This is a genomic window from Bacillus sp. SIMBA_026 (genome assembly GCF_046535335.1).
Taxonomy (GTDB): Bacteria; Bacillota; Bacilli; order Bacillales; family Bacillaceae; genus Bacillus; species Bacillus velezensis.
In genome coordinates this window covers 1-273 of record NZ_JAWRWX010000152.1, presented here as the reverse complement: position 1 = coordinate 273, position 273 = coordinate 1, and the positions used below count along the sequence as shown (strand labels likewise).

The following is a 273-nucleotide window of genomic DNA, read 5'->3' as shown; positions in this document are numbered from 1 at the left end:
GCTATTTTCACCAGGACAACCGCGTTCTCTACGTCACAGACCGCTCAACAGAGTCATCCGCCCGATACACGGCTTCAGATCCACGCAAGATGGACTCGTAGCGGTCCGCGATGCGGGCCCATGTGAACTGCTGCATCCATCGTTCGCGCGCAAGGCGGCCAACTTCTGACAACTCCTCGGGCGCGTCCATCAATCGCTTCATCTCCGCCGCGAACTGCCGGGGATTGGCGCGCGTATATCCGCGCTCGTCCTTTGGCGCGGGGCAGATGACAC

General features: G+C 61.2%; 1 protein-coding gene. It reads right to left on the bottom strand.

The genetic code is table 11. The features are described from left to right. Positions 1-28: 28 nt before the first annotated feature. The coding region (locus SB847_RS21020) for a glycosyltransferase (protein WP_410578552.1) at positions 29-273 on the bottom strand (245 nt) is incomplete at its 5' end.